The organism is Adhaeribacter aerolatus (assembly GCF_007991635.1).
Classification (GTDB): domain Bacteria; phylum Bacteroidota; class Bacteroidia; order Cytophagales; family Hymenobacteraceae; genus Adhaeribacter; species Adhaeribacter aerolatus.
Map to the genome: position 1 here is coordinate 1 of NZ_BJYS01000045.1, position 24,753 is coordinate 24,753.

The 24,753-nt window shown below is 43.5% G+C and carries 23 protein-coding genes and 1 tRNA gene; 10 read left to right on the forward strand and 14 right to left on the reverse strand.

Features of this window, described 5'->3' with window-relative positions; translation table 11 throughout:
• Both AAE02nite_RS22575 and AAE02nite_RS22580 read right to left on the reverse strand, forming a co-directional pair.
• Nucleotides 1-426, reverse strand: a 426-nt coding sequence (locus tag AAE02nite_RS22575; RefSeq protein ID WP_146903666.1) for a DUF3843 family protein, incomplete at its 3' end; no start/stop codon positions are given.
• 100 nt (nt 427-526) lie between these two features.
• On the reverse strand, nt 527-1,744 hold the full coding sequence (locus AAE02nite_RS22580; protein WP_146903671.1) for an MFS transporter: 1,218 nt from the start codon (nt 1,742-1,744) through the stop codon (nt 527-529).
• Nucleotides 1,745-1,932: 188 nt separating this feature from the next.
• On the opposite strand from AAE02nite_RS22580, the gene AAE02nite_RS22585 reads away from it, so the two are divergent.
• Nucleotides 1,933-2,418: a hypothetical protein gene (locus AAE02nite_RS22585; protein ID WP_146903674.1), complete on the forward strand. Its 486-nt coding sequence runs from the start codon at nt 1,933-1,935 to the stop codon at nt 2,416-2,418.
• The gene (locus AAE02nite_RS22590) at nt 2,408-2,608 is read left to right on the forward strand and encodes a helix-turn-helix transcriptional regulator (protein ID WP_146903677.1); all 201 of its coding nucleotides are present in this window, start codon (nt 2,408-2,410) and stop codon (nt 2,606-2,608) included. The genes AAE02nite_RS22585 and AAE02nite_RS22590 overlap by 11 nt, the downstream gene beginning before the upstream one ends.
• A 113-nt stretch (nt 2,609-2,721) precedes the next feature.
• Here AAE02nite_RS22590 and AAE02nite_RS22595 read toward each other — a convergent pair whose 3' ends face one another.
• Together AAE02nite_RS22595 and AAE02nite_RS22600 are read right to left on the reverse strand one after the other, a co-directional pair.
• Nucleotides 2,722-3,918 (reverse strand): lactonase family protein, encoded by a 1,197-nt coding sequence (locus AAE02nite_RS22595; protein WP_146903680.1) that lies wholly within the window; start codon nt 3,916-3,918, stop codon nt 2,722-2,724.
• 237 nt (nt 3,919-4,155) lie between these two features.
• On the reverse strand, nt 4,156-5,388 hold the full coding sequence (locus AAE02nite_RS22600) for a DEAD/DEAH box helicase (protein WP_146903683.1): 1,233 nt from the start codon (nt 5,386-5,388) through the stop codon (nt 4,156-4,158).
• 707 nt (nt 5,389-6,095) lie between these two features.
• Between AAE02nite_RS22600 and AAE02nite_RS22605 the strand changes: the two genes are divergently transcribed.
• Nucleotides 6,096-7,349, forward strand: a complete 1,254-nt coding sequence (locus tag AAE02nite_RS22605; protein ID WP_146903686.1) for a metallophosphoesterase — start codon at nt 6,096-6,098, stop codon at nt 7,347-7,349.
• A gap of 72 nt (nt 7,350-7,421) precedes the next feature.
• Here the strand turns inward: AAE02nite_RS22605 and AAE02nite_RS22610 are convergent, their stop codons facing one another.
• The 3 genes from AAE02nite_RS22610 to AAE02nite_RS22620 form a co-directional block, all read right to left on the reverse strand.
• Nucleotides 7,422-8,219 carry a glycoside hydrolase family 16 protein gene (locus AAE02nite_RS22610; protein ID WP_146903688.1) on the reverse strand — a complete coding sequence of 266 codons (798 nt, stop codon included), beginning with the start codon at nt 8,217-8,219 and terminating at the stop codon, nt 7,422-7,424.
• A 79-nt stretch (nt 8,220-8,298) separates the two neighbouring features.
• On the reverse strand, nt 8,299-8,706 hold the full coding sequence (locus AAE02nite_RS22615; protein ID WP_146903690.1) for a VOC family protein: 408 nt from the start codon (nt 8,704-8,706) through the stop codon (nt 8,299-8,301).
• 205 nt (nt 8,707-8,911) lie between these two features.
• Nucleotides 8,912-9,574 carry a YdcF family protein gene (locus AAE02nite_RS22620; RefSeq protein WP_146903692.1) on the reverse strand — a complete coding sequence of 221 codons (663 nt, stop codon included), beginning with the start codon at nt 9,572-9,574 and terminating at the stop codon, nt 8,912-8,914.
• A gap of 325 nt (nt 9,575-9,899) precedes the next feature.
• Between AAE02nite_RS22620 and AAE02nite_RS22625 the strand changes: the two genes are divergently transcribed.
• From AAE02nite_RS22625 to AAE02nite_RS22635, 3 genes are all read left to right on the forward strand, one after another.
• Entirely contained in the window at nt 9,900-10,691 is a 792-nt protein-coding gene (locus tag AAE02nite_RS22625) for an alpha/beta fold hydrolase (RefSeq protein ID WP_170252668.1), read from the forward strand.
• A 21-nt stretch (nt 10,692-10,712) separates the two neighbouring features.
• Complete coding sequence (locus AAE02nite_RS22630; protein WP_146903696.1) at nt 10,713-12,284, forward strand: ATP-binding protein; 1,572 nt, start codon at nt 10,713-10,715, stop codon at nt 12,282-12,284.
• 125 nt (nt 12,285-12,409) lie between these two features.
• Nucleotides 12,410-13,279 (forward strand): SDR family oxidoreductase, encoded by an 870-nt coding sequence (locus tag AAE02nite_RS22635; protein WP_146903699.1) that lies wholly within the window; start codon nt 12,410-12,412, stop codon nt 13,277-13,279.
• 31 nt (nt 13,280-13,310) lie between these two features.
• Here the strand turns inward: AAE02nite_RS22635 and pth are convergent, their stop codons facing one another.
• From pth to purL, 5 genes are all read right to left on the reverse strand, one after another.
• Nucleotides 13,311-13,871 carry an aminoacyl-tRNA hydrolase gene (gene pth / locus AAE02nite_RS22640; RefSeq protein ID WP_146903886.1) on the reverse strand — a complete coding sequence of 187 codons (561 nt, stop codon included), beginning with the start codon at nt 13,869-13,871 and terminating at the stop codon, nt 13,311-13,313.
• A gap of 207 nt (nt 13,872-14,078) precedes the next feature.
• Nucleotides 14,079-14,648, reverse strand: coding sequence for a 50S ribosomal protein L25/general stress protein Ctc (locus tag AAE02nite_RS22645; RefSeq protein ID WP_146903702.1), 570 nt, complete (start codon nt 14,646-14,648; stop codon nt 14,079-14,081).
• Between the two features lie 177 nt (nt 14,649-14,825).
• Entirely contained in the window at nt 14,826-15,752 is a 927-nt protein-coding gene (locus AAE02nite_RS22650; protein WP_146903707.1) for a ribose-phosphate pyrophosphokinase, read from the reverse strand.
• A gap of 170 nt (nt 15,753-15,922) precedes the next feature.
• Nucleotides 15,923-15,995: transfer RNA gene (locus AAE02nite_RS22655), tRNA-Gln, on the reverse strand.
• Nucleotides 15,996-16,078: 83 nt separating this feature from the next.
• Nucleotides 16,079-18,331, reverse strand: a complete 2,253-nt coding sequence (gene purL / locus AAE02nite_RS22660) for a phosphoribosylformylglycinamidine synthase subunit PurL (protein WP_371863495.1) — start codon at nt 18,329-18,331, stop codon at nt 16,079-16,081.
• Nucleotides 18,332-18,670: 339 nt separating this feature from the next.
• On the opposite strand from purL, the gene AAE02nite_RS22665 reads away from it, so the two are divergent.
• On the forward strand, nt 18,671-19,144 hold the full coding sequence (locus AAE02nite_RS22665) for a hypothetical protein (RefSeq protein ID WP_146903710.1): 474 nt from the start codon (nt 18,671-18,673) through the stop codon (nt 19,142-19,144).
• A 210-nt stretch (nt 19,145-19,354) separates the two neighbouring features.
• Here AAE02nite_RS22665 and AAE02nite_RS22670 read toward each other — a convergent pair whose 3' ends face one another.
• Together AAE02nite_RS22670 and AAE02nite_RS22675 are read right to left on the reverse strand one after the other, a co-directional pair.
• Complete coding sequence (locus AAE02nite_RS22670) at nt 19,355-20,449, reverse strand: hypothetical protein (protein WP_146903713.1); 1,095 nt, start codon at nt 20,447-20,449, stop codon at nt 19,355-19,357.
• Nucleotides 20,449-21,087 carry an ABC transporter ATP-binding protein gene (locus AAE02nite_RS22675; RefSeq protein WP_146903716.1) on the reverse strand — a complete coding sequence of 213 codons (639 nt, stop codon included), beginning with the start codon at nt 21,085-21,087 and terminating at the stop codon, nt 20,449-20,451. The genes AAE02nite_RS22670 and AAE02nite_RS22675 overlap by 1 nt, the downstream gene beginning before the upstream one ends.
• Nucleotides 21,088-21,458: 371 nt before the next feature.
• Between AAE02nite_RS22675 and atpD the strand changes: the two genes are divergently transcribed.
• From atpD to AAE02nite_RS22690, 3 genes are all read left to right on the forward strand, one after another.
• Nucleotides 21,459-22,964, forward strand: coding sequence for a F0F1 ATP synthase subunit beta (gene atpD, locus AAE02nite_RS22680; protein WP_146903719.1), 1,506 nt, complete (start codon nt 21,459-21,461; stop codon nt 22,962-22,964).
• Nucleotides 22,965-23,047: 83 nt separating this feature from the next.
• The gene (gene atpC / locus AAE02nite_RS22685) at nt 23,048-23,293 is read left to right on the forward strand and encodes an ATP synthase F1 subunit epsilon (protein ID WP_146903722.1); all 246 of its coding nucleotides are present in this window, start codon (nt 23,048-23,050) and stop codon (nt 23,291-23,293) included.
• Between the two features lie 168 nt (nt 23,294-23,461).
• On the forward strand, nt 23,462-24,604 hold the full coding sequence (locus tag AAE02nite_RS22690; protein ID WP_146903726.1) for a trans-sulfuration enzyme family protein: 1,143 nt from the start codon (nt 23,462-23,464) through the stop codon (nt 24,602-24,604).
• Nucleotides 24,605-24,753 lie beyond the last annotated feature (149 nt).

Genomic DNA, 24,753 nt, shown 5'->3' on the forward strand with positions numbered 1-24,753 from the left:
AGTTTGGTGAAGCACTAGTGTTAAAGGGAAATCCGGCGCTAGGGTAGAATCTACATAGTTTTTTGACATGTAGTGCCAAATCAGGTAGGCAATATCCTGCGGGTTTAGGTATTCGGTATCGTATTCTGTTAAATCGTAAAAAGGCAGGTAAAAACCGCAGGTTTCTTTATTATGGTTTATAAATGTCTGCCAGATTCCGATTTCGCTGATAAAATCTTCGAAGTAAGAGGTTAAGATACAGGCCAGTTCCTTTAGGTTTTCACTGCCCATTTCGTATTTCAAAAACCACTTTTTCTCCTTTGATAACAGGTTATTTACCTCGCTGGCAAGTTTCAGAAAAGGTTTATCGTAGTCGTTGAAAGTTTTATAAGGCTTTAAAGCCAGCCAGTCTTTGTTTGTAACCTTACCGGTTAATGTAATGGCCATAGTTTCCCGGAGCTAAAATATCTGGTTAGAATAGTATATCAGAATTATTTTCGGAGATTCTGATTTTACGATTTTGAGGAATCACCGTTGCCGTTTAATACTAAACCGCTGGAGCATGGGTATTAAGTTTAGGTGTTATCACCATAAATCCAATGGCCGTAAGTACCGAAAAAATACCGGCCAGCCACCACAAGGTTGTAAAGCCATAAGCAGCCACAATGCTGGTGCCCAGGTAAGGGGCCAGAATATGGGCCGCCGAGTAAGAGAGCGAATACAAGCCCATGTAAGCGCCCCGGTTGTGGTCGTTGGAACGGTTAACCGTAATGGTAGCCATAAAAGGCATGGCAAATATTTCGGCCATACTCAATAATAACATGGCGATAAATAATACAAATTGCCCGTAGACCAGGTTTAATAATATAAAAGAAAACCCGTTGAGCAAAATACCGCTTACAATTAACCTGGTAAAAGAAATTCGCTGCCCGATGAGGTAAATTAATATCATCTCAAACAGGAAAACAATAAAGCCGTTCAGGCCTAGCAGCGTACCAATGCGCGCCTCCGACAACACATAAACCTGACGGTAATAAAGCGGTAAAGTAGTGAAAAACTGAAAAAATACCACCGCAAAGCAGGTACACAAAAAAGCAAAAACCAGGTAAGGATAATCCTGGTAAGGCGACGAATTACTTTTTTCAACTGTTTTCTCCGGTTGAATTTTGGGCTGGTAACCTTTGCGGGAGTTAAAATAAAAGTAAAAAAACAACCCGGCTAAAATGCAGGTAATGCCATCAGCCATAAATAACCATTGGTACGATATAGTCGCCAATAAGCCGCCAATTGCCGGACCAATAGAAAAGCCCAGGTTAATGGCCATCCGGTTGAGCGAAAAAGCGCGGGTAAGGTTTTCGGGTTTGGCGTAAAAAGCAACCGACGAAGAGTTAGCCGGCCGCAAACATTCCGTAATCAGGCTTAAAATAAACAAACCGCCCACAAACGGTAAAAAGCTTTTTAATTGCAGCAACATAAAGAAAAAGCTGCCGCCCAGAATCAGGCTGTAAAACTGCACCCGGAAATGCCCAACCCGGTCGGTGAGCCAGCCGCCTAAAAAAGAACCACACATAGAACCTAAACCAAAAGCGCTCAGAGCCAGCCCCGCTTGTTTCAAAGAAAAGCCCAAAGCCTCGGTTAAATAAACACTTAGGAAAGGCACCACCATAGCCCCGCTCCGGTTTATAAACATAACCATAGCCAGCATCCAGGCCGGCCTCGACAAACCACCATAAGCGTTGCGGTACAAGGTTAAAACACGGTTCATCAGACAAGGCTTATTTAGACGGTAAATTTAAAAATTAGACATTAAGTCAGCGGAATATTATTCTGGTTCCTTAGGGCTATAATTATGATAATAAATTAAATGGTAAAATATTTAATACAAAATGTAAAAAATACTTGACTTTTGTAAAATATGTTTTACATTTGTAACGAACTTAAAACCTAATCACTATGAAAACATCATTCTTATTTCCCAACTCCTTTAAGAAAGTGGGTTGGCTCTTGTTAATTCCTGGTACTATTCTAGGCATAATGGTCGTATTTCTAGATTATGAAGCGCCCTTCTTAAATGCCCAAGTATTTTCGCTATTTAAGAATGCACCGTTATTTAACAACGAAACCCCAGCCAGCCATGTGGTTTACAATAACCTGACCAATGAAATAGCCGGAATAATTTTTCTCATTGGGGCTATTTTGGTGAATTTTTCAAAGGAAAAACAGGAAGACGAGTATATTGCTAAAGTCCGGTTGGAGTCGTTGGTTTGGGCCACTTACCTGAATTATGGTTTTTTATTGCTTAGCCTGCTATTGGTGTATGAATCCCAGTTTCTTACCTTCATGGTGCTGAACATGTTTACCCTGCTGATTTTCTTTATAATCCGGTTTCATTTGATGTTAAGCCAGAATAATTACTCCCTTAAGGTCCATGCAGAATAAATTAAGAGTAGAAAGGGCAATTAAAAATATTACCCAGGAAGAACTGGCCCGCTTAATTGGGGTGAGCCGCCAAACCATTAATGCCATGGAGCTGAATAAATACGTGCCGTCAACGGTGTTATCGCTTAAAATTGCCCGGGTGTTCGAGAAGAAAGTAGAAGATATTTTTATTTTGGAAGAGAACGATTAAACTAAACTACCAACGCCCTTAAAGCATTAGGCCTTAGCAAATTATTAATAAATAAAAGGCTTTGCCCATGAGCAAAGCCTTTTATTTTGGCATTTAATAAATATTGCAGGTAATTAGGAAGCAAAAGCCGGCACCACTTGTACACAAACCGGCGAAGGCACTTCTACCGAATGGCCGGTAGGTTTTAGTTTACCGGTATTTGGGTCGGCGAGATAGGTAAAAATATTGTTTGTATTTTGGTTGGCAACGAGTAAAATATTGCCGCTGGGATCGAAGCCAAAATTGCGCGGCCATTTGCCCTGGGTACTTACGTGTTCTACCAAGGTTAAATTACCCGAATCGGCATTAATTGCAAATACAACCAGGCTGTCGTGGCCCCGGTTAGAACCGTACAAAAATTTACCGTTTGGCGAAACGTGTACATCTGCGCAAAAACTTTCCTGGGTAACACCGGCCGGTAACGTAGAAATAGATTGGGTTTGAGTAAACGAGCCATTGGTGCTGTTATAAGCCAGTATGGAAACAGTATTATCTAATTCGTGAATTAAGAAGGCAAATTTGCCATTCGGGTGAAAAGTTAAATGCCGGGGGCCAGCGCCGGCTTTAGCGTTAAAATCGCCTCCGGGGTTAGCAATTAAACCACCCCGCTTGGTGTCGAGGCGGTAGCTTTTTACTTTATCAATACCTAAATCAACGGCAAAAACAAATTTATTATCCGGTGCCGGCACAATGCAGTGTGCATGGGGTTTTTCCTGTCGTTTGGTGTTGGGGCCAGAACCCTCGTGTTGCTGCTTGGTTCTTAAATTGCCCAGGTTGCCATTGGGCTGCAATGGAAAGATAGCTACATTGCCGCCCACGTAATTAGCCACCAATGCAAATTTATTTGATTTATCGAGGCTGATATAGCAAGGAGCGCCGCCGCCGGTGGCCTGCTGGTTGAGTAAAGTTAAACGGCCGGTTTTTTTATCGACCGAGAAAGCGCTTACGGCCCCGGTGTTGCTGCCGTTAAATTCGGCTACTTCGTTTACCGCGTATAAATATTGCTGGTCTGGAGCTAACGTAAGAAAAGAAGGATTAGCGCCGCCTTTGTAACCGCTTACTTTTGTAAGCTGGCCGGTGGTGCCATTTAGCCGATATTGAAATATACCCAGGTCGCCGACTTTGGCGTAGGTGCCCACATATACCGCGTAAAATTTATCTTTCGGTTTTTTATCTCTTTGGGCCAAAGCCGAGAAGGCAAATGGAAGCCCAGCCAGCCCCAGTCCGGCTGCTTTCATAAAAAATCGACGTGTCTGTTTCTCTTTCTTCATAAAGTTATACTGGCTTTTTCAACGGTTTGGGTAGCAAGATAAGCAGAATAGCTGAAATGAATAAAGGTATACTATTGCTGTTAAATATTAGTTCTTTGGAAAGCTAATATGCCCTTTCGGGACTGGTGAAATTTAGCTATCTCCTTTAAAAAAATAAAACCAGGTGTTTGCTTGCACCTGGTTTTATAGAATAAGTTTATAAATTTTCCTTTGTATAAGGACTTGTTTTAGATTCGCTTAGCCTCTGGAGCGGCCAAACCACTTCTTTTTCTTTTTCACTTCTGCCCGGTTTTTCTCGGCGCTGGAGGCAACAATTTCGGCATGGCCGATAGAGGTGAAATGGTAAGGATGATCTTCTACAACCGGAATATTTTTCGAAATTAATTTATGAATATCGCGGAGGTAAGGCTTTTCTTCGGCGTCGCAGAAAGAAAGCGCAATACCGCTGGCGCCTGCCCGGCCAGTCCGGCCAATGCGGTGCACGTAAGTTTCGGGTACGTTCGGTAATTCAAAATTAATTACGTGCGTTAGTTCTTCTACGTCGATGCCCCGGGCAGCAATATCGGTAGCAACCAGCACGCGGGTAGTACGGCTCTTAAAATTGGTAAGCGCACGCTGGCGGGCATTCTGCGATTTATTACCGTGAATCGCTTCGGCCTGAATACCGGCATTATTTAAATCTTTTGCTACGCGGTCGGCACCGTGTTTGGTGCGCGTAAATACCAGGGCCGTTTCTATTTTGCGGTCTTCCAGTACGTGGTTCAGCAGTTTACGCTTGTTGTTTTTCTCTACAAAGTAAACGGCTTGCTTAATGGTTTCGGCGGTAGAAGAAACCGGAGTAACTTCTACTTTGGCCGGATTTACCAAAATGGTATTGGCTAAATCTGTGATTTCGGGGGGCATGGTAGCCGAGAAAAACAGCGTTTGCCGCTTAACCGGTAATTTCGCAATCACCTTTTTTACATCGTGCACAAAGCCCATGTCCAGCATCCGATCGGCCTCGTCCAACACAAATAATTTAATACTGTTCAGGTTGATAAAGCCTTGGTTCATCAGGTCGAGCAGGCGACCCGGCGTAGCCACTAAAATATCGACGCCCCGCTGCAAAGCAGCGGTTTGGGCGTGTTGCGATACGCCGCCAAAAATTACCAGGTGCCGCAAACCGGTAAACCGACCGTAAGCCGTAAAGCTTTCTTCAATCTGGATTGCCAGTTCGCGGGTAGGGGTTAAAACCAGCGCTTTTATGCCTTTAGGACCACGCTCAGTTGTTTGTTCGTTTTTTAATAATTGCAGAATCGGGATGGCAAAAGCGGCTGTTTTCCCGGTTCCGGTTTGGGCACAGCCCAGCAAATCTCTGCGTTGCAAAATCAACGGAATAGACTGTTCCTGAATAGGGGTCGGTTGGGTATAACCTTCTTTTTCTAGCGCCTTCAGGATGGGCTCTATTAAATTTAATTGATTAAATGTCATTCTTGGTTTTTATAAGCCGGTTTTAGTAATCGGGTTTCCGCTGTGTTGCGGCGAAATGGTTTCGGATAGTTTTATAATTTTTACCGGCTGGTTCTGTTGTATAACTCTATTCCGGGCGTAACAATTCAATTACTGCATTATTTATCTTTATGGAGGCAGTTACAAGATTTAGACCTTCCCCGGAGGGCGAAGGTACGGTTTTATTATTTAGAACAAGCGTTTCTTTTAAAGCACTATACCGCCGGCTTAAGCAATCAGATGAACAATATTCAAAATCAAGTTTAACTTACTTTTAAATTCATTAGAACTTTGCCGCATTAAACTATCAGTTCGCATGCCGGTGGAATAAAATGAATTCAAATAACACTTACTAATCTGGTCCAGAACATAAATTTTATAATAAAACATATTCAGGAGAATGTTTGCACAATATTTGTATAAACAGAAATTAGAACTTACCTGTTTTTTTTATGTTCTTCTATTTAATAGTTAATCTTTATAGCTGATAACATAGCAAGGATCAGCCTTGGAAGTTAGTTTTTAACTTTTGCCATAATGGCAGGAGCGGAGTACCTTTGGGGCGAAAAAATATTTAATAAATTAATTTTATTATTTAACAAGCGTTCTGCTAAGCTGGAATTAGTCTGAATATTTTCGGGAAGCCTTTTTTAGGTTTATTCTCTATTTACTAAATACAAAATTAAATAATGCATCAAACAAGATTTTTTATAGGTGTTTTTCTAGTTGTTCTGCTTTCATTTTTACTAGATAAATACGTTTACGCGGGCATCCGTACCATTACAGATAACTGGAAATCAACTAAATTAAAGAAATTTATACGGCGGGGTTACTGGGCATTATCCTGGGGTGTAACTGCCACCATGCTGGTTTATCCGGTTTTTGGTATGCGAAACGCTTTTACTTACTGGATTCTCAGCATCTTTTTTACCTTGTTTGTAACCAAACTGGTTTTTACCCTGGTTTTGTTTGGCGAAGATATTTACCGCCTGATAGTTGGCATGATTAAAACTGTTTTTAATTCCGGAACTAGCGATAAGCCGGCAAAACCTGGACGCCGGAAATTTATGAGCCAATTGGGTTTAGCTTTGGCGGCTATTCCGTTCGCCTCTTCTCTTTATGGCATGATCATAGGCAAGTACGATTACAAAGTGCACCGGCATACCTTATTTTTTGACGATTTACCCGAAGAATTCGATGGGTTTACCATTACTCAGATTTCGGATGTGCACACGGGTACTTTTGATAATGCCGAAGCCGTACAGCGGGGGATTGACATGATAAAAGACCAAAAATCGGATTTATTTGTTTTTACCGGCGATTTGGTAAATAACGTAGCCGATGAGGTTGAGCCCTGGATGAATCTCTTTGGGCAGTTGCGGGCTCCGTTCGGTCAGTTTTCGGTACTGGGTAACCACGATTACGGCGATTACATGGAGTGGGAAAGTGAAGAAGCCAAAGTTGCCAACCTGGACAAACTGAAAAAACACCATGCCGATATGGGCTACCGGTTATTGCTCGATGAAAATATTACCCTGGAGAAAAACGGTCAAAAAATTTCCTTACTGGGTGTAGAAAACTGGGGTGATGGCTTTATTCAGAAAGGCGATTTGGAAAAAGCGCTGAATGGCGTAGATAAAGATTCTTTTAAAATATTGCTGTCGCACGATCCTTCACACTGGCAAAATATTGTTAATACCCACCCGTCTAACATACACCTGACTTTATCGGGCCATACGCACGGTATGCAAATGGGCATTGAAACGCCTACCATGAAATGGAGCCCATCGGAATTGCGCTACGCCCACTGGGCCGGGCTGGCCGAGGCAAACAGCCGGTATTTGTACGTGAACCGGGGCTTTGGTTTTCTGGGCTTTACTGGCCGGGTAGGTATCTGGCCCGAGATTACGGTATTAGAACTGCGCAAGAAAGCAGTGGCTTAAACTTCTAATGAAACAAAAGAGCCGGGTGAAAATTTAACTTTCACCCGGCTCTTTTGTTTACCTTTTTATGGTTTACAATTGGTAAACCCGAACGTAATCGATGTAAAATTTTTGCGGGAGGGCTGTCATATCTACTCCTTTCTGACCGCCCCAGCCACCGCCAATGGCTAGGTTCAAAATAAGGTAAAAAGGTTGGTTAAATGGCCAGGTATCGGTACCGGTACCTTCGTTCTTAAAAGTAAAAACTACTTTGTTGTCCAGCCAAAAATCTATTTTGTCTTTGTTCCAATCTACGGCGTACACATGGTAATCGGCGGAAGGTTTGGCTAAACCTACTTTTCGGCCTTTGTTCGTGTTTTTGGTATGGTTGTAAGCTTTGGTATGTACGTTAAAATGCACCGTATCCGGGTCGTAGCCTACGTTTTCCATAATGTCTATTTCGCCGGAGGCCGGCCAACCCACTTCTTTAATATTTTTACCCAGCATCCAAATGGCCGGCCAGGTACCACGCGCCGACGGAATTTTAGCCCGAACTTCTATGCGGCCGTACTGCCACTCGCCGGTGCCCTGCGTGGTAAGGCTGGCTGAGGTTACCGGTACTTTTTTGCCGTTTACCAGCAAAGAATCATGGCGGGCTTCTATAACCAGGTTACCGTTTTCGACGCGGGCATTTTCCAAGCGACCTTTGGTATAAAATTGCAGCTCTTTATTCCGGATATAACCTTCTTCGGGCACCCACTTTTTAGGATCGGGCTGACCTTGGTAATTAAATTCATCCGACCAAATTAACTTAGGCTTTTTGGGCAGCGAGGGAGTTTCCAGGGTAAAGAAAGTCCAGAACGAAATGAATAATAAACTGAGATAGGCCATATATTTAAAATCCGAAATAAATGAAAATATATTATTAAGGGTGCACGGGTAATTATCAAAAACAGTTAAAGCTTAAACTTTACTTTTTTTGTTCGCAGTTAAACATCCAGTTTATACCAAATTTATCGGTTAACATACCAAAGCGGGCTCCCCAAAAAGTATCTTGCAGCGCCATGGTTACCTGGCCACCAGCCGCAAGATTGGCAAAAGCAGTTTCCATTTGGGCAACATCTTCGAAATTAAGCGATAAGGTAACATTATTGCCGATGGTTAGTGGGTGGTTTGGTAAACAATCCGAAGCCATAATAGTAGCTTTGTCAAGTTGTAAAACGGCGTGCAAAACTTTCTTTTTATAAGCCTCGGGTACTTCCATTTGCGCGCTATCGAAATAACTTAACATCCGGATTTCGCCATTCAGGGTTTCTTTGTAAAAATTCAGAGCCTCCTCGCAGTTGCCCTCAAAGTTTAAATAAGGTTGTACTTCCATTTTTATTATTCAGGTTAAAAAATATTGGCTTAAAAACTAAGGTATTGCGCAATATGCAATTACAACTTACGTGGCAGCGTCAGCCCGTAAAGTTGGTGCTTTGTCAGGCTAAAAGGCAGCGATTATAAATTACAATTTATCCTCAACCAGACTAAGCATGTTTTAGTTAATGCATTAGTATTTTAGAAAGGATGTTATTGGGATGTTAATTTTCAGGCATTAAATGGCTCGTAAATCCTTTCCGGACCAGCTGTTCATAAGCGCTCCACACTTCTTCCGGAATGTCCTGGTAAATCTGAAAGCCTTTGGGCGGGTATAGCCGGATTCGTTGTAAATCGCCCAGCATAATATTAATGACCATTTCCTGCGAAATCTCGTGGTTGGGGTAATCGGCAAAACTGATCTGGGGGGAGGTTACCGATATTTCTACTGGTTCGCCGGGCCATTGCTTCATAAAGGTGGCAAAAGTTCTTCTTTCCATGTACGGTTTTTGCACCAAAATCAGGCGTTTCACCGGTATTTGGTGTTGCTGCAGCAAAGCATACGTTAAGGCAATATTTTCGCCGGTGTTGGTCGAACGGTTTTCGGTCAGAATTTTATCGGCTGGAACTCCCAGGTCGCGGGCAATGCGGGCAAATTTATCGGCTTCGGGTTCATCCCACAGGTCATCGGTAAGCCGGCCCAGCCCGCCCGAAAATATCAGCAGCGGCGCGAAGCCCTCCAGAAATAGTTCGGCCGCACGTTCGGCTACCCGGGTGTCGTGGCTACCCAGGGCCAGAATACAATCGGCAGGGGAAAGCAAATGGTTAACGTGATGATAATCCCAAATAAGTTGGCTTAAGCGTAAGGTTTCCGGATCAAGGAGCATAATTAATTTGTTTTGACTTGAATATCTTAAAAGTACTTTAATTAAAAAAACAGTTTAACCTAAAACCACCATTATAAAATTAAGACGTATGCAAACTCCTCTTAATCAAGGGTTAGTTAGGTTGCATCCCATCTTCCTTTGTATTTTGCCAGTCAGGAGATGCCGAGAAGGCAGCCTTCGCAGAATAAGGCAGGGTTCCTAAAAAATATAACCAGTAGGGGAGATGGCTCGTTAAAAGAAATAGACTTTATTTTATTGCACTTTAGATATATATTATATAAAATTATAATTAATAAATTGCTCAGCTTTATTTCGGAACAGGCTCATGATAGATATTCTGCATAGAAATAATGTTAAAGTAAGCGGTCAGGGCGTTATACCTATGTTGTTTGCGCATGGTTTTGGCTGCGACCAAAGCATGTGGCGCCTCATGACGCCGGCTTTTGAGCAGGAATATAAAATAGTGTTGTTCGACCACGTGGGTTTCGGGCAATCTGATTTAAAGGCTTTTGTGCCGGGTAAGTATAATTCGTTGCAGGCTTACGCCGATGATATGCTGGAGATTTGCGAGGAACTGGATTTAAGAGAGGTAATATTCGTGGGGCACTCGGTTAGCGCTATGATTGGCGTGTTGGCCGCCATAAAAGAACCTGATTGGTTTCAGAAATTGATTTTAATTGGCCCATCACCGCGTTATATTAACGACGAAAATTACGTGGGTGGTTTTAATGCCGAAGACATTGAAGGCCTGATCGATTTTTTAGACAGCAATTATTTGGGTTGGTCCAGTGTTATGGCGCCGGTGATTATGGCCAATCCGGAACGACCGGAGTTAGGCCAGGAATTAACCAACAGTTTCTGCCGTACCAATCCGGAAATTGCGAAGAACTTTGCCCGGCTAACTTTCCTTTCGGATAACCGGTCCGATTTACCAAAAGTACATACGCCGTCTTTGGTGTTGCAGTGCGCCGAAGACGTAATTGCCCCCGCAACAGTAGGAGAATACGTGCATGAGCAATTACCCAACAGCAAATTAATATTTATGAAAGCAACCGGCCACTGCCCCAATTTAAGTCATCCGGAAGAGACCATTGCGGCAATAAAGAATTTTTTATAAGAGTTAAGGTGTAATGCAGGGATGATGAGCAGGGTAGATTACAAAGAATATATACTGGAAAGTGCGGAGGATTTATATGAAAATGCGCCCTGCGGCTATGTATCTTTCTTGCCGGACGGCACTATTGTTAAAATTAATAAAACCCTATTAAACTGGCTGGGCTACTCCCGCAAAGAAGTTATTTCTAAAAAGAAGTTTATCGACTTTCTGGCCATCGGCGGAAAAATATTTTACGAAACACACTTTACGCCTTTACTTAAACTACAGGGGTTTGCCAACGAAATAAATTTTGACCTGCTGCCGAAGGAAAATGCGCCGGTACCAGTATTGGCGAACACGGTTCAGCTACGCAACGAAAACGGGGAACCACAAATGAACCGGGTGACGCTGTTTAATATTACCGACCGGAAAAAATACGAACAGGAATTATTACTAGCTAAGAAGAAAGCCGAAGAAGCCACCAAAGTTAAAGCCGATTTTATTTCTACGCTTAGCCACGAAATAAGAACGCCCATGAATGCCATTGTCGGCATTACCGATATTCTTTTAAATACCGGTCCCACACCAGCACAACTGGAGTACCTGAATATTTTAAAGTTTTCGTCGGAAAGCCTGCTTAACCTGATAAACGATATTCTGGATTTGAGTAAAATGGAAGCGGGGCAGGCTACCCTAAACCCGCATATTTTTAATTTACGCGAACTGGTAAATAGCATTTTGTACAGCTTTACGGTTAAGGCCGAAGAGAAAAATATCCTGCTGGAAGTTTTTATAGATGAGCAAATACCCGCGTATATAAATGCTGATGAAGTAAAAATAGGGCAGGTACTGACCAATTTGCTGGGTAATGCCATTAAATTTACCGACCAAGGTGCCGTTAAAGTTTCTTTAGACCTTTTGGGCTATGAAAAAGATGCAGTAAACATTCATTTTAGAATTAAAGATACTGGTATTGGCATTCCGGAAGATAAGTTAACCTTAATATTTGAGGAATTTGCCCAGGCTACTGCCGATACCGAGCAGCAATTTGGCGGCACCGGACTAGGTCTTACCATTACCAAACGCATCCTGAATTTATTTAACAGTAAAATTGACGTACAAAGTGAGCCGGGCAGAGGCACCACTTTCAGCTTTGATTTGAAGTTAAAAATAGGCAAAGCAACTACCTCGCGTTCCGGTATTAACCAAAATAGTGCTATGGCTGCCGGGCTTTTAAAAGGCATTAAGTTGCTGCTGGTTGAAGATAATAGCATTAATATTCAGGTAACGGAGAAATATTTGAAAGACTGGGGGGTGACTTATGAGGTGGCCCGCAACGGCCTGCAAGCAATATCTAAAATTAACCAGACCGATTTTGACTTGATTTTAATGGATTTGCAAATGCCGGTGATGGACGGCTACGAAGCCACCCGATGGATCCGGAATTTACCCGAACCTAAGTACCGGCAGTTGCCCATTATTGCCCTTTCAGCATCTGCCAAATCCGACATAGACCAGAAAATAAAGGAATGCGGCCTGACTGATTTTGTGAACAAGCCTTTTAAACCGGAGGAATTACACCATAAGATAGCCTTGTACGGCAGAAAGAAATAAGCTAAATAAGTAATAAGTTGCTGTAGATTAGCTGTAAAGCTTGTATAAAAATTAAAGTGCAATTTAATTTTGTTCAAGCACTTATAAATATTTAATTGGAGGCTAATGCTTTAACTACCACAACCATGCCAGCAGAACCCATGTTGCGAGCCGATGCCCTGCAGGGCAAAACCATTCTGGTAACCGGTGGCGGTACCGGCTTAGGCAGATCGATGGTCGCCTGCTTTCTGAAACTAGGAGCCCAAGCCGTTATTTGTAGCCGGAAATTAGAAGTACTGGAACAGACTGCCCGGGAATTACGCGAAGAAACCGGTGGCGAAGTGCTGGCCTTGGCTTGCGATATAAGAAATTATAGTGAGGTAGAAGCAATGCTGGCAGGAGCTTTAAGCCGGTTTAATAAAATAGATGTACTGGTAAATAATGCCGCCGGTAATTTTGTGAGCCCCACCGAGCGCCTGAGCCATAAAGCATTTGATGTGATAACTGATATTGTTTTAAAAGGAAGCTACAACTGTACCCTGGCTCTGGGCAAACATTGGATTAGCCAACAGCAACCGGCTGCTATATTAAATATTATTACGACTTATGCTTCTACGGGTTCGGGTTACGTGGTGCCGTCGGCTTGTGCGAAGGCCGGGGTGCTGGCACTTACCCGCTCGTTGGCCGCCGAGTGGGCGAAATACAATATTCGTTCCAATGCCATTGCTCCGGGCCCTTTCCCCACCGAAGGCGCCATGAGCCGGCTGTTTCCGCCGCAGTTAGCCCAGCAACTCGACCCCATTCAGCGCATCCCGCTAAAGCGTTTTGGGGAGCACCACGAACTGGCTAATTTAGCGGCTTACCTGATATCAGATTATGCGTCATTTGTCACCGGTGAAGTAATTACCATCGATGGCGGGGAGTGGCTTTATGGCGCCGGCGAGTTCAACCATTTCGACCAGGTACCGAACGAACTTTGGAATGCCTTGGATCAGCAGCGAAAAAGTAAATATTAAAAATTTAAGAATTTAGCTCCGGCTCAGAAGACTACTTATTGTAGAAATTCATGGTGCGTTCCAGTCCGATGGTTCCGAAGGCCAAACTCATTTCGGCGGATTTTTCGATTAATGCGGGCAATTGTTCCTGCTCTTCTTTAAAGAAAGGACTGAGCACGTAATCAACCTGGCGACCCTTCGGGTAACTGTCCCCGACACCAAACCGCAGCCGTGCATATTCGTTAGAGCCCAGCGTTTCTTCTATGTGTTTTAAACCGTTATGGCCGCCCGCTGAGCCTTTGGAGCGCATACGCAACTTACCGAAGGGCAAAGCCAAATCATCGGTGATAACCAGCATATTGGCTACCGGTATTTTAAGCGAGGTAAGATAATGCGCAACGGCTTTGCCGCTCAGGTTCATGTAGGTGGTAGGTTTTACCAGGGTATAGCTTTTGCCTTTGTGTTTTATTTCGGTTACAAAAGCGTGGCGGCCGATTTCAAAGCGGGCTTCGTGTTGCTGCGCCAGGTAATCTACTACCATAAAGCCGATATTATGACGGCTTTCGGCGTACTCGGGACCAATATTGCCCAATCCTACTAAAAGATATTTCATGTCCGGAGGAAAGTTTTCGACGGCATTAGCTGGACTGGTAGTGGCACCAAAACCAAAAGCCGCTTTAATTATATTTATGATACCGCCCAAGCGTATTTATTTTGCCGCAAAATTACAGGAATTAACCAAAAAGCCGGTTATTAAAAACAAAAAATCCTGCCCGGCGAAAAGACCAGGCAGGATTCGGAAAACAGAAATATTTTAAAATTATTTCTCGTTCTGCTGTTGTTTCAGCGCCCGTGGAATAGCCACGGTTGCTACCGGTGAAGCCGGGTTGGTTAAAATGGTATAGTTTTCGGCTTTAATTTTGCCAACTTTAACCGAACGGCCTAATTCCAAATCCGAAATATCAACATCGATATAATCAGGCAGGTTAGCCGGTAAAGCTTTTACTTTAAGCTTACGCAGTTTAGCCACTAATTTACCACCCGATAATACGCCTGGCGATACACCTACGAAGCGAACCGGAATTTCCATTTTTACTTCTTTGTCATCGTTCAGTTGTAAAAAGTCGGCGTGCAATAATACTTCATTAACCGGGTGGAACTGGGCATCCTGCAGGATAGCTTTGTAAACAGTACCTTCTATGTTTAAATCCACCGTTGCAACTTCCGGTGAATAAATTAAGTCGCGGAACATAATCATAGGAGCACGGAAGTGAACCTGCTCGCTACCGCCGTACAATACACATGGTACATACGATTCTTCGCGAAGCTGCTTGGCTTCGGTTTTACCGAGATTTGCTCTTTTAAACCCTATAATCTCTATACTTTTCATTATTAAATTGTTAAATGGTTAAAATTGATTGTTAGTGTTTAGCTATTAGCTTTTTAGCGATTAGCCGTATTATTTTAATATTTAATTTCTTCTTGATTCTTATTCTGTTTTCCTGAACCCCAACGCTCTTCTTTTAATTCCGAACTACTTATAGATATAACTTCTAATGGCTAAAAGCTACAAGAATAGCGAACTAATAGATTCGTGCGTTACGACGTTGCTGATGGCCCGGGCAAATAACTGCGAAAAGCTTAAAACTTTAATCTTCGGCGAAGCATGACGCAACGGAATAGTATCCGATACAACCAGCTCTTCCAGCATTGAATTTTCGATACGTTCGTAAGCCGGGCCGGACAAAATCGGGTGGGTAATAATAGCCCGTACGCTGCGGGCTCCTCTTTCCCGGAGCAGTTCGGCCGCTTTGCAAATAGTGCCGGCCGTATCCACAATGTCATCCACCATTACAATGTCCTGACCTTCTACATCCCCAATTACCTGCATCGAAGCAATTTCGTTGGCACGGGCCCGTTGCTTATCGCAAACTACCATTTCGGCGCCAAATTTAGACGCAAAAGCCCTGGTTCTTACCACCCCACCCACATCCGGCGAGGCAAATAATAAACGATCCAGTTTCAGGCTTTTAATGTAAGGCACAAAGATGGCCGAGCCATCGAGGTGATCTACCGGAATATCGAAAAATCCCTGAATCTGGCCGGCATGTAAATCGCAGGTCATGAGGCGGTCGGCGCCGACGCTTTGTAAGGCATTGGCTACTACTTTAGAACCAATAGCCACCCGGGGTTTATCTTTGCGGTCCTGGCGGGCGTAACCATAATAAGGCACCACCACACAAACTTTATGCGCCGAAGCACGCTTGGCGGCATCCACCATCAGCATTAATTCCATCAGGTTGTCGGCCGGCGGAAAAGTAGACTGAATCAGGAACACTTCGCAACCGCGTACCGACTCGTTGAAGCTGGCAGAAATTTCACCATCGCTGAACCGTTGGAGGGAGACATCACCCAACGCGATGCCATAAGCGGCGGCAATTTTTTCGGCGAGGTACCGGGATTGAGATCCGGAAAAGATTTTAACTTGAGGCATTTTGCGTTTGATTTTTGAAAGCGGAACGCGAATTTATAAAATAATAAAACTAGTTACTATTAATTTAAATTAATCGCTCTTAGGGCTTTCAAAAGGCCTATTAACAAAATTAACAATGCGCTACATCCTGGTTTTACCCGTTTGGAAATCGCACATTGTTAATCTTTTTGTTGTCCGACCAGGTTTCGAACCTGGACTCTTCTGAACCAAAATCAGACGTGTTGCCAGTTACACCATCGGACAATTTCCCATTCGCTTATCGTTTGGTGGCACAAATATACGGCGAACTTTTCTTTTTCAAAATCTAAAATTAATTTTTTTGAAAATTAATTCATTAGTTTTTCTAAAGCGGTGTCGTACAGCTTCTTAATTTCTGCGGTATTTTGGAAGGCTTCATTGTCGATGCGGCATTCGCCGGTTGTAACCGTACCTAATAAGGTAAAAGCGGTATTCCGGCCTTTTAAGGCAGATTCAAAGGCTTCTTGTTGCGCCGGTGCTACCGAAATAACAATGCGGCTCTGGCTCTCACCAAATAAATATGCGTCTTTCCGGAAAGCCGAATCTGTTTTAATATCGAAGCCTAAATTCTTTGGCATAGCCGATTCCAGCAGGGCAATGTACAAGCCGCCGTCCGAAATATCGTGCACCGATTGTACCAGTTTTTCCCGGATGAGCTGTTTCGTAGCCTCCTGTACCTGGTACTCGGTTTCTAAATTAAAAGCCGGCGAAGGCGATAATTTTACGCCGTGGTAAGAGTATAAATATTCCGAAGAATTAATGTCGTTCTGAGCCGAACCCACTAAATATATTAAATCACCGGCATTCTGGAACGCTAGGGTAGTAGCCAGTTCTTTGTTTTCCAGGATTCCCAACATCCCAATGGTAGGCGTCGGGAACACCGGACCTTCGTCGGATGACTGGTTGTAGAAACTCACGTTCCCGCCGGTAACCGGCGTTTCGAATTTTTCGCAGGCTTTTTTCATACCTTTGATGGCGCCTACAAATTGCCAGTAAACTTCCGGTACGTAGGGGTTACCAAAATTAAGGCAGTTGGTAATGGCAACCGGTTCGCCACCGGAGCACACAATATTCCGGGCCGCTTCGGCCACCGCAATAGCGCAACCTTCTTCAGGGTTGGCGTTTACGTAGCGGCTGTTGCAATCTACGGTTATCGAAATGGCTTTGTCGGAGCCTTTAACTTTTACAATGGCGGCATCGCTCGGCCGGTTGGTCGTCATGGTAGCGGTACCTACCATTGAGTCGTACTGGTGGTTTACCCAGCGGCGGGAGCAAATATTCGGGTGGCTGGCTAAGAATTCGGCTATTTTCCGGTACTCGTCTAAACCGGTTGGTTCGGCTACCTGGTCGATGCTGAATTTCTGGGCTTCGGCAAAATAAGCGGGTTCGCGGTATTCGCGGTGGTAAACCGGGGCGCCGCCGCCTAGCACTAAATCTTCGGCGGGCACATCGGCTACCAACTCGCCGTGCATATAATATTTTAAACGTTTGGTATCGGTTACTTCGCCAATCTGGGCGCAGTACAAATCCCATTTATCGCAAATGGCTTTTATTTTATCTTCCTGGCCTTTGTGCACCACAATCAGCATGCGTTCCTGGCTTTCCGATAGTAATATTTCAAAAGGCACCATGTCTTTCTGGCGGGTAGGTACTTTATCGAGCCATACTTCCATGCCGCTTTCGCCTTTGGCGCTCATTTCGGAAGTAGAACAGGTAATGCCGGCCGCGCCCATATCCTGCATACCAACCACACAACCCGACTCCAATACCTCTAAGGTAGCTTCGAGTAATAATTTTTCCTGGAACGGGTCGCCCACCTGCACCGAAGGTAATTTTTCGGCGGAAGCTTCGGTAATATCTTCGGAAGCAAAAGTAGCCCCGTGAATACCGTCCTTACCCGTAGCGGAACCCACAATAAATACCGGATTGCCGACGCCTTCAGCAATAGCAGAAGCGGTTTTACCAACTTCTACAATACCCGCTGAGAAAGCATTTACCAATGGGTTTACGTTGTAGCAATCATCAAAATATAATTCGCCACCCACCGTGGGAATACCAAAAGCATTGCCGTAATCGCCGATGCCTTTTACCACGCCTTTTAACAAGCGCTTGGTTTTATCGTTTTGTATATTTCCGAAACGTAGTGAGTTTAACTGGGCAATCGGGCGGGCACCCATCGTAAAAATATCGCGGTTTATACCACCCACGCCGGTGGCGGCACCCTGGTACGGTTCAATGGCCGACGGGTGATTATGGGATTCGATTTTGAAGCTGCAGGCCAAGCCGTCGCCAATATCTACCAGACCGGCATTTTCTTCGCCGGCTTCGGCCAACATTCGCGCCGATTTCTTAGGCAAGGTTTTCAGCCAGACAATAGAGTTCTTGTAGGAGCAGTGTTCCGACCACATTACCGAGAAAATACTCAGCTCGGTAAAGTTGGGCGTACGGCCTAATATATTTTTTATTTTTTCGAATTCTTCGGGAAGAAGTCCTAATTTCTTAGCAGTTTCTACGGTTGTTAGCTGTTGTTCCACGCCGGTAGCAGTTTTAATGAAGCGCAAAATTATGTAATTCTCGTTTATCAGCCTTCATAAATATTTTAAATTATCTTCAAATAGGAAAATGTACAGAATTATCAATCTAATATAAGTATTAAGCTATACTTTATATTAGAATTACTTACGCCTGATGACATATTCTAAGCAGTAGCTGTGGTACTCTAATGCAACTTATATAATGCGGTTAAATAATATTATTGGCTTGCAACGTTTTAGTCGTTTGGAGAGTCATGAAGGTAAAAGATGTTTCTAATCCGTAAGGTTTAACGGTTATTCTTTTGACTTAGGATTTATCTTTAATATTTACTTACTTACAAATATCCATCTTTAACAATAAGCTTTATGAGATTATACTTTTACACCTTGCTATTAATAGCACTACTTACCAACTGTGCAGATGGAGAAACAACTCCTTCTCAGATAGCCGGTAAAATAAACGAGGAGTTTACGCTAAAGCTAAACCAAACCATTCAGTTAACGGGAGGGGCCACTGAGGTGCAAGTAGCTAATGAAAATCCCCTTTTGGTGCAGATGATAGAAGCTAAGGACGGAAGTTGTCCAGCTAACGCTACATGTATAATGTCCGGTTTTGCTACTGTTACTTTGAACGTATCACAGGGTAAATCCTACAGCGACACCATACATCTTTGTTTGGGTGATTGCAATTTATATCGTGGCGGAACCAGCGGCGATACTGTCGAATTTAGAGTAGGCGCAAATCAATATGTAGCTATTCTGAAAAGCGTAGAATCCAAAAGTGAGGCTTCACTTCGCAATGTGGTGCAGCGGGTATTTTTGGCTGTGAGAAACAAATAGTTACTGGCTAAAAGCTGGTATTAATACATTCCCTCTCTTTGGTTGCAGTTTGGCAAAACTTACTTCTGTTTAAATTAATTTTTTGCCAAATGGATATCTAGTTACAGCAGGCCTAGCGGGTATCCTAAACCCGCCGGGCCTGCTGTAACTAGATACGTACTTTGTAGCGTTTTAAAATAGTTGAATATTGACTTTTCATTAATATTATTTCTAATAGACATAGTAATAGCGGTAGTAGAGAGAATAAGCCAACAGAAACAGCAAGATGGTTAGCAGGTAAAGCGGTGGGTGCAACAGTAAAAACAAGAGCAAGCCTATATAAATAAAGAATACCCACTTTAAATAAGCCTCCTGGTTTAGCTTTAAATATAACAAGGTATATATAAGGGAAATAACGCTTATGCCAAAGGTTACCAGGAATATTAAAGAGCTTATGGTCGCCGGATTAAAGTTGAGCCGTAAAACCATTATTATTTCGGGCACGAGTAAAAGGCTAAAAAGTATAATTTGGTAAGTAAACCGGTGCCAGCGCGGAAAGGGCAACTGCCGCCAAAAAACTAAAGCTGTTTCCTGAAATTGCTGTACCTGTTGCACCAGCATAGCCTGAGTTACTACGGCCGTCAGAAATCCAATGAAAGTGGGACGTAAATCGTATTTGGGGTAGGGGTAGAGCGTCATAAAGGCATAGAGTACGCCCAAGGATAATATTTTGGTTAAGCCCAGCATCACTTTTTCCTGCCGGACCAAATACCGCAACGGCCATAAAACCGGGTGCGCTAATATTCTTTTTTCACCGCTGCGCAATATAATATTGTCTGCCGCCTCCGGAATAGTTTGGGTAATTTGCCGACCGAAATAAAATAAGGTATATAATATTAATAGCAGATTGTATGAGGTAACTACCCCTATTACCCAATAGTAGGCAGTTTGCAGACCGTAATAACTTATTAATATTGTATAAACCAACGCCGGTAAAAAAAGCTGTAAATGGGTTAAAGCCAACCCAAGCCACAAAATCCGGCGGGGAAATAAACTAGTGATGAATAAATATTCGTTTTCGGGAGCCCGAATAGTTTTTAACAAAAAATTAAAGCACTTGAGGTAATATAACAGAAAAACTCCTAATACCGAAAATATAAAAACCGGCGAAGTTACCGCCCCAGTCAGAAAATACGGACTTACCAGCATGGTTGGCGACTGCTGAATTCCAAAAGATAGGAAAAACACAACCAGAAAAAAGCCGGCATTAAGCTGGTAAAATTGCTGCACCACCACTTTATTTAATATTCTGAGTAGCGCAATCATCAGGAGACCGAAAGCTGGGTTAAGGTTTGGTTTTGCACCAGCCAGGTAGCCGTTAGGGTTAGTTGAGACATCTGCGCATCCTGGTGCGAGGTTACCAGAAAACTGGTTTGGTGCTTACTATTATACTCCTGAATTAAATTATAAACCAGTTCTACCGTAGCCGTATCCAGCGTAGCCAGTGGTTCGTCGAGTAATATTAAACTAGGCCGACCAATAAAAGCCAGGATAAGCGACAGCTTTTTGAGCATACCCGAGGAGTAAGTACGAACAGGTTGGTGCAAATAATTTGTGTTAAAATATTTAATTAAGGTAGTTGCTTGGTCGGCCGGCGCCTTTCGGGCTTGCGCAAATAAATTTATTAATTCGGTACCGGTTAAGAAACCCGGATAAAGTGGCGCGGCTTCTCCTAAATTAATATGGCGGCGGTGCAGCAGGGGCTGTGCCTGCAGGTTTATGCTTTGGTTCAGCAAAATATTGCCCTGGTACGGAATTAAGCCACCCAGCACCCGGAACAAAGTAGTTTTACCCGATCCGTTTTGTCCTTTAATCCAATGGTTCCCCGCCGGTATTTGGAGTTCCGGAATAGAAAGTACCAGGTGATTGCCGTAATATTTGTTAAAGTTCCGGAAGGTTAACATGCCTGCGCGTGGTAATATTTTTCTGCTTTAAGTTTAATGGTATTCTGGTATTTATTAATCGGCACACGCTCAATTTTAATACAAATAATACTTATAGCTAAGTATTAATTTTACTGAGGGCTGGTTATTTTTTACTTTCTGGTCTGCGATAATGAAAACTGCCGGTTATAAATTAAAATGTGGTATCTTTGATATTAATCCACAACACTTTCGTTTTCAAATATTACCTGTTTGCAGGTTCTTATAATAAGAGATATTTTCAGCTTTCTTTTTTTTACTAAAAACTTTTAACCAACCAATTTGAATTACGCGAATTATAAATTAATTTTGCGCCCTGAAAAGAATAGGATTAGAATACTTTAATCAAAAATATGGCAAATATTGGCAGAATTACCCAGGTTATTGGTCCCGTGGTGGATGTTAGCTTCTCGGGTGAAAACTCTAAATTACCAAACATTCTGGATGCCCTGGAAGTAACCAAAGGCAATGGCCAGAAAATCATCCTGGAATGCCAGCAACACCTGGGCGAAGACCGGGTACGTACCATTGCGATGGACTCTACGGATGGTCTTACCCGTGGCGCCGAGGTAACGGACCTGGAAGGACCAATTAAAATGCCAACCGGCGATGACGTGCGTGGCCGTTTATTTAACGTGGTAGGCGAAGCCATCGACGGTATTGCCCAGCCAAAAAGCACCGGCGGTTTATCTATTCACCGTCATGCTCCCCGTTTTGAAGATTTAGCTACTTCTTCGGAAGTATTATATACCGGTATTAAAGTTATCGACTTGCTGGAGCCTTATGTAAAAGGTGGTAAAATTGGTTTGTTCGGTGGTGCCGGGGTAGGTAAAACCGTATTAATCATGGAGCTGGTAAATAATATTGCCAAAGCTTACGGTGGTCTTTCGGTATTTGCCGGTGTGGGTGAGCGTACCCGCGAAGGAAACGACTTACTGCGCGAGTTCTTGGAATCGGACGTAATTAAATACGGCGAAGAATTTAAGCATTCAATGGAAGAAGGTGGTTGGGATTTATCTAAAGTAGATGCCGATGCCTTGAAAGATTCTAAAGCAACCTTAGTGTTCGGTCAGATGAACGAGCCGCCAGGGGCCCGTGCCCGCGTGGCATTATCCGGTTTAACCGTAGCCGAAAGCTTCCGCGACGGCGATGGTACCGGTGCTGGTCGTGATATCCTTTTCTTTATCGATAATATTTTCCGTTTCACCCAGGCAGGTTCTGAAGTATCGGCCCTTTTAGGTCGTATGCCATCGGCGGTAGGTTACCAGCCAACGCTGGCTACCGAAATGGGTGCCATGCAAGAGCGGATTACTTCTACCAAGCGCGGTTCTATTACTTCGGTACAAGCCGTTTACGTACCGGCGGATGACTTAACTGACCCGGCTCCGGCAACAACTTTTGCCCACTTGGATGCCACTACCGTATTGAGCCGTAAAATTGCTGAGTTAGGTATTTACCCAGCGGTGGACCCATTGGATTCAACTTCCCGTATTCTGAATGCCCAGGTTCTCGGCGATGAGCATTACAACACGGCTCAGCGCGTAAAAGAAACCCTGCAGCGTTACAAAGAATTACAGGATATTATCGCCATTTTGGGTATGGACGAATTATCCGAAGAAGACCGTTTGGTGGTAACACGGGCACGTCGGGTACAGCGTTTCTTATCGCAGCCTTTCCACGTGGCCGAGCAGTTTACCGGCTTAAAAGGTGTATTGGTTGATATTAAAGACACCATCCGGGGCTTTAATATGATTATTGATGGTGAGTTAGACCATTTACCCGAAGTAGCTTTTAACCTGGTTGGTACCATCGAAGATGCGATTGCCAAAGGCGAAAAGTTAATGGCTGAAACAAAATAATTTTTCGTTATTCGTTGTTCGTTAATCGTTATTAGTTTTAATGCGATTCGAATAACGAATAACTAATAACGAACAACGAAATAATGTACTTAGAAATAATTACCCCGGATAAAAGTGTATTTGAAGGCGAAGTAAGCTCGGCTCAGTTTCCGGGTACGCAAGGTTCTTTTGAAGTGCTGAATAACCATGCGCCTTTAATCAGTACCTTGGAGAACGGTCAAGTCCGGGTTACCACGGCCACGGGTAATCAATATTTTAATGTAAATGGCGGGGTGGTTGAAGTTCTAAAAAATAGAATTATTCTTTTGGCGGAAGCTGTTACCGAATAATCTCTCCTGATATAAAAAGTAAAAAGCCTTTCTCTATCCAGGGAAAGGCTTTTATTTTATAAAATTTTTTGGGATTAATTTAACACAGTAAAGCATAGAAAATTTTTAACTTTTCATTTAAGTAAGGCATTCTCTACCTTTGCGCAACTTACTTCTTAAAAGATTCAGATGGCCCAGCACAACCCGCCCATTAAACCCAAAGTAACCCCCATTTACCAAACTTCGGTTTTTACTTTCGATGACCTCACCGAACTGGAAGCATATTTTGAGCAACCTTCGCAACGGTATATGTACGCGCGGTACAGTAATCCCAACGCCAACGAACTGGCCGAGGAAGTAAATAAGCTGGAGCAGGGCGATGGTGCCGTCGTTACTTCTTCGGGTATGTCGGCCATTTTTGCGGCTATTTTGCTTTTTTGCCAGGCCGGCGACCACGTGTTGTGCGCCGAAGAAATTTATGGGGGTTCGTCGGTGCTGCTGAACCAGGAACTCAACCGAATGGGTATAACGGTAACTTATGTGCCAGTTGAAAGTTTATACAACCTAAGCAGCTTTACAAAACCTAATACCAAACTGCTGCTTGCCGAAACCATGAGTAATCCTTTGCTGCGGGTGTTGGATATAGCGCAAGTAGCCGCCGCCTGCCATCAAGAGAACATCAAACTGGTAATTGATAATACGTTTGCCTCGCCCATTATTACCCAACCTTTAGCCTTGGGGGCCGATGCGGTCATTCACAGCGTAACTAAATATTTAGCCGGACACAGCGATGTAACGGCGGGCATTGTGGTTACCAAAGGCGAAGAACAGGTAAAGCGCATCCGGCAAATTATGATGCATTATGGCTTAAACCTCAGTCCGTTTGAAAGCTGGCTTGCCGTTAGGGGGCTGAAAACCCTGCGGCTCCGGATAAAACAACACAGCAGCAATGCCTTAACGATTGCCCAATATTTATCCGCGCACCCCAAGGTAAACCGCGTTTATTACCCGGGTCTGGCAGCGCATCCGGACTACGAATTAGCTAAAATACAAGGCCAGGACTTGTTTGGCGGTATGCTGTCGTTTGCTATTGCCGACGACGAAGCAGTGGTAAATAAATTTATGCAAAGCCTGCCTTCTATACCGTTCGCGCCGTCTTTAGCGGGCGTAAGTACTTCTATTTCGCACCCGGTTCGTACCTCACATCGCTCTTTAAATTCTGTCAAACGCGATGCATTGGGTATTACCATGGGCGTCATCCGGTTATCAGTAGGCGTAGAGGAACCAGAAGAAATATTAGCCGAACTGAAAGAAGCTTTAAAAGTAATTTAAGCAGACCGTTAAATACTTTATCTTGATTTTGAGCTAAATGCTTTTACTTACGCCCTAACTCATATCTGTCATTCAGGAGGAAGCTTTTTAGCAGCTTACTAAATAGGTTACTCCTGTTTGACAACTGTGGATTTCATGTACATTGGCTA

What these genes read in the sequence shown, in the direction of transcription:
- AAE02nite_RS22580 (WP_146903671.1), bottom strand. Translation starts at nt 1,744, where the DNA reads ATGAACCGTGTTTTAACCTTGTACCGCAACGCTTATGGTGGTTTGTCG.
- AAE02nite_RS22585 (WP_146903674.1), top strand. Translation starts at nt 1,933, where the DNA reads ATGAAAACATCATTCTTATTTCCCAACTCCTTTAAGAAAGTGGGTTGG.
- AAE02nite_RS22590 (WP_146903677.1), top strand. Translation starts at nt 2,408, where the DNA reads ATGCAGAATAAATTAAGAGTAGAAAGGGCAATTAAAAATATTACCCAG.
- AAE02nite_RS22595 (WP_146903680.1), bottom strand. Translation starts at nt 3,918, where the DNA reads ATGAAGAAAGAGAAACAGACACGTCGATTTTTTATGAAAGCAGCCGGA.
- AAE02nite_RS22600 (WP_146903683.1), bottom strand. Translation starts at nt 5,388, where the DNA reads ATGACATTTAATCAATTAAATTTAATAGAGCCCATCCTGAAGGCGCTA.
- AAE02nite_RS22605 (WP_146903686.1), top strand. Translation starts at nt 6,096, where the DNA reads ATGCATCAAACAAGATTTTTTATAGGTGTTTTTCTAGTTGTTCTGCTT.
- AAE02nite_RS22610 (WP_146903688.1), bottom strand. Translation starts at nt 8,219, where the DNA reads ATGGCCTATCTCAGTTTATTATTCATTTCGTTCTGGACTTTCTTTACC.
- AAE02nite_RS22615 (WP_146903690.1), bottom strand. Translation starts at nt 8,706, where the DNA reads ATGGAAGTACAACCTTATTTAAACTTTGAGGGCAACTGCGAGGAGGCT.
- AAE02nite_RS22620 (WP_146903692.1), bottom strand. Translation starts at nt 9,574, where the DNA reads ATGCTCCTTGATCCGGAAACCTTACGCTTAAGCCAACTTATTTGGGAT.
- AAE02nite_RS22625 (WP_170252668.1), top strand. Translation starts at nt 9,900, where the DNA reads ATGATAGATATTCTGCATAGAAATAATGTTAAAGTAAGCGGTCAGGGC.
- AAE02nite_RS22630 (WP_146903696.1), top strand. Translation starts at nt 10,713, where the DNA reads ATGATGAGCAGGGTAGATTACAAAGAATATATACTGGAAAGTGCGGAG.
- AAE02nite_RS22635 (WP_146903699.1), top strand. Translation starts at nt 12,410, where the DNA reads ATGCCAGCAGAACCCATGTTGCGAGCCGATGCCCTGCAGGGCAAAACC.
- pth (WP_146903886.1), bottom strand. Translation starts at nt 13,871, where the DNA reads ATGAAATATCTTTTAGTAGGATTGGGCAATATTGGTCCCGAGTACGCC.
- AAE02nite_RS22645 (WP_146903702.1), bottom strand. Translation starts at nt 14,648, where the DNA reads ATGAAAAGTATAGAGATTATAGGGTTTAAAAGAGCAAATCTCGGTAAA.
- AAE02nite_RS22650 (WP_146903707.1), bottom strand. Translation starts at nt 15,752, where the DNA reads ATGCCTCAAGTTAAAATCTTTTCCGGATCTCAATCCCGGTACCTCGCC.
- AAE02nite_RS22665 (WP_146903710.1), top strand. Translation starts at nt 18,671, where the DNA reads ATGAGATTATACTTTTACACCTTGCTATTAATAGCACTACTTACCAAC.
- AAE02nite_RS22670 (WP_146903713.1), bottom strand. Translation starts at nt 20,449, where the DNA reads ATGATTGCGCTACTCAGAATATTAAATAAAGTGGTGGTGCAGCAATTT.
- AAE02nite_RS22675 (WP_146903716.1), bottom strand. Translation starts at nt 21,087, where the DNA reads ATGTTAACCTTCCGGAACTTTAACAAATATTACGGCAATCACCTGGTA.
- atpD (WP_146903719.1), top strand. Translation starts at nt 21,459, where the DNA reads ATGGCAAATATTGGCAGAATTACCCAGGTTATTGGTCCCGTGGTGGAT.
- atpC (WP_146903722.1), top strand. Translation starts at nt 23,048, where the DNA reads ATGTACTTAGAAATAATTACCCCGGATAAAAGTGTATTTGAAGGCGAA.
- AAE02nite_RS22690 (WP_146903726.1), top strand. Translation starts at nt 23,462, where the DNA reads ATGGCCCAGCACAACCCGCCCATTAAACCCAAAGTAACCCCCATTTAC.